This window comes from Streptomyces sp. NPDC054840 (genome assembly GCF_053611065.1).
The window spans coordinates 1-3351 of sequence record NZ_JBSGZP010000745.1; the positions used below are offsets into that span (position 1 = coordinate 1).

Here is a 3351-nt window from a genome sequence, read left to right on the forward strand (position 1 = left end):
GCACTGAAGGCGACGTCGGCCCCACCGGGCGGTCACTCCGTGGCCTTGGCCACCGCATCCGCCGCACCCGGCAGGGGCTGGTCGCCCGGTGCCTGGTCGGGGGCGTTCTCCGGGTGGTGGCAGGCCACCTGATGGCCCGGCTTCAGCGCCAGCAGCGGCGGTTCCTGCGTGGCGCAGATCTGCGTGGCCTTCCAGCACCGGGTGTGGAAGCGGCAGCCGCTCGGCGGCGAGATCGGCGACGGGACGTCGCCCTTGAGCAGGATGCGGCCGCTCTTGGCGCCGCGCCGCCTCGGGTCGGGCACCGGCACGGCCGACATCAGGGCCGTGGTGTAGGGGTGCATGGGCGCCCCGTACAGCCCCTTGTTGTCGGCCAGCTCGACGATCTTGCCGAGGTACATCACGGCGATGCGGTCCGAGACGTGGCGGATGACCGAGAGGTCGTGCGCGATGATCACGTAGGTGAGGCCGAGCTCGTCCTGGAGGTCGTCCAGCAGGTTCACCACCTGGGCCTGGATCGACACGTCCAGCGCCGAGACGGGCTCGTCCGCGACCACCAGCTTCGGCTTCAGCGCCAGAGCCCGCGCGATGCCGATGCGCTGGCGCTGACCGCCGGAGAACTCGTGCGGGTAGCGGTTGTAGTGCTCGGGGTTGAGGCCCACGAGCGAGAGCAGCCGCTGGACCTCCGCCTTGAGTCCGCCCTCCGGAGTGACCTTCTGGAGCTTGAACGGCGCGCTGACGATGGTGCCCACCGTGTGGCGGGGGTTCAGCGAGCCGTACGGGTCCTGGAAGATCATCTGCACGTCGCGGCGCAGCGGGCGCATGCCCGACACGCCGAGGTGCGTGATGTCCTTGCCCTCGAACTCGATGGAGCCGCCGGTCGGCTCCAGCAGCCGCGTGATCAGCCGGCCCATGGTCGACTTCCCGCAGCCGGACTCGCCGACGATACCGAGGGTCTCCCCGCGCCGGACGTCGAAGTCGAGGCCGTCGACGGCCTTGACCGCTCCCACCTGGCGCCGGATCAGCCCCTTGGTGATCGGGAAGTGCTTCGCCAGGCCGGTGACCTTGAGCAGAACCTCGGGAGACTCCTTGGCCTGCGCGGGAATGACCACCGTGTCCGGCTTCTTCATGTCAGGCGTCTCGGTCACAGCTTCGGCGCAATCTCTTCGGTCCAGATCCGGGTCCGCTCGTCCTGCGACATGTGGCAGGCGGACCAGTGGCGGCTGTCGTCCTGCGTCAGCTCGGGCCGGACCGTACGCGTCACGTTGCCCTTGGGCACGTCGGCGTACGGGCAGCGCGGGTTGAAGGCACAGCCGTCGGGGATGTTGATGAGGCTGGGCGGGGAGCCCTTGACCGGGATGAGGCGCTCGCTCTGTTCGCGGTCGATGCGCGGCATCGAGCCCAGCAGGCCCCAGGTGTACGGGTGGCGGGGCTCGTAGAAGACCTTTTCGGCGGTGCCCCGCTCGACGCACCGGCCGCCGTACATCACGAGGATCTCGTCGGCCATCTCCGCGACGACGCCGAGGTCGTGCGTGATCATGATGACTGCGGAGCCGAACTCCTTCTGCAGATCGCGGATCAGGTCCAGGATCTGCGCCTGCACGGTGACGTCCAGGGCCGTGGTCGGCTCGTCCGCGATCAGCAGGTCGGGGTTGTTGACCAGCGACATCGCGATCATCGCACGCTGGCGCATGCCGCCGGAGAACTGGTGAGGGTAGTCGTCGACGCGCTTGCCCGGCTCGGGGATGCCCACGCGGTCGAGCATCTCGACGGCCCGCTTGCGCGCCGTCTTCTTGTCCACGTCGTTGTGGACGCGGTACGCCTCCACGATCTGGGCGCCGATCGTGTAGTACGGGTGCAGCGCGCTCAGCGGGTCCTGGAAGATCATCGCCATGTCGCGGCCCCGCAGCCGGCGCACCTCCTCGGGATCGGCCGACAGCAGTTCCTTGCCGCCGAGCCAGATCTCGCCGGACATCTCGACGGTGGAGCGGCTGGCGGTCCCCACCCGGTGCAGGCCCATGACGGCCAGCGAGGTGACCGACTTGCCGGAGCCGGACTCACCCACGATGCCGAGGGTCCGGCCCTTCTCCAGTTGGAAGGAGAGCCCGTCGACCGACTTGACGACACCGTCGTCGGTGGGGAAGTGGACCTTGAGGTCGCGTACGTCGAGGAAGGCCTCGGAGGGCGGACCGTCGCCCGGCTCCGCCACGACGGCGGTGGCGGTGGCGCCGTGCGCGGCACGGTCGGCGGCGGCTTCGCCGGCCTCGTTCCCCTTCGGAGTCGGATCGGTCACGACAGCCTCACCCTCGGGTCGATGATGGCGTAGACGAGGTCCACCACCAGGTTGCACAGCACGATGAAGGCTCCGGCGAAGAGGGTCACCCCGAGGATCTTCGGCAGGTCGTTCACCGCGATGGCGTGGTACGCGTACTCACCGATGCCGTGGTACGAGAAGACCGTCTCGGTGACGATGGCGCCGCCGAGGAGCAGCCCGAAGTCCATGCCGAAGATGGTCACGATCGGGGTCAGCGCCGAGCGCAGCCCGTGACGGGTGACGACCACCCGTTCGCGCAGGCCCTTGGCGCGCGCGGTGCGGATGTAGTCCTCGCTCATGGTCTCCAGCATTCCGGCCCGGGTGAGCCGGGCGTAGAGCGCGGAGTAGAGGAAGGCGAGCGTGCACCAGGGCAGGACCAGCCCCTGGAACCAGGCGGCCGGGTCCTCGGAGAAGTCCACGTACACGTTGGTGAAAACGGGCCAGTTGAAGACGAAGACGGCCAGCGAGAGTGTGCCGGTGAAGAACATCGGCAGCGAGACGCCGGCGAGGGCCACGCCCATCGCGAGCCGGTCGAAGAGCGAGCCCGGGCGCAGGGCCGAGACCACGCCCGTGGTCACACCGGTGATCAGCCAGATGACGGCCGCTCCCAGGGTGAGGGAGGCGGTGATGGGCAGCCGGGCGACGATGTCGGGCCAGACCTCGACGTGGTCCTTGAAGGAGTAGCCGAGGCAGGGGGCGCTGCACTGCGAGGGGTCGGGGCCGTAGTTGAACTCGCGGCCCGCGAAGATGCCCCGCAGGAAGTCCCAGTACTGCGCGTACAGGGGCTGGTCGAAACCGAGGTTCTTCTTGACCGCGGCGATGGACTCGGGCGAGGGGTTCTTGCCCACGTACTGGGTGGCCAGCGAGTCGGCCGTGCCGCCGGCCAGCCGGGGCAGCAGGAAGAAGATCGCGAAGGTGATCGCGCTGACAACGAGCAGCAGGAACACCGCGGCGAACAGCCGCCGGACGATGTACACAAACACGGGGGTCGGCTTCGGCGTCCGCCGGTCCGCCCCGCACCCCGGTCGGGGGCGCGGGAC

3 protein-coding genes are annotated in these 3351 nt (G+C 69.3%); all 3 read right to left on the reverse strand.

What is annotated here, in order from left to right:
* Positions 1-32: 32 nt before the first annotated feature.
* Complete coding sequence (locus ACWGIU_RS33295) at positions 33-1127, reverse strand: ABC transporter ATP-binding protein (protein WP_453711835.1); 1095 nt, start codon at positions 1125-1127, stop codon at positions 33-35.
* Between the two features lie 14 nt (positions 1128-1141).
* Positions 1142-2206, reverse strand: a complete 1065-nt coding sequence (locus ACWGIU_RS33300; RefSeq protein WP_453711836.1) for an ABC transporter ATP-binding protein — start codon at positions 2204-2206, stop codon at positions 1142-1144.
* Between the two features lie 80 nt (positions 2207-2286).
* Positions 2287-3294: an ABC transporter permease gene (locus ACWGIU_RS33305; protein ID WP_030725362.1), complete on the reverse strand. Its 1008-nt coding sequence runs from the start codon at positions 3292-3294 to the stop codon at positions 2287-2289.
* Positions 3295-3351: the final 57 nt, after the last annotated feature.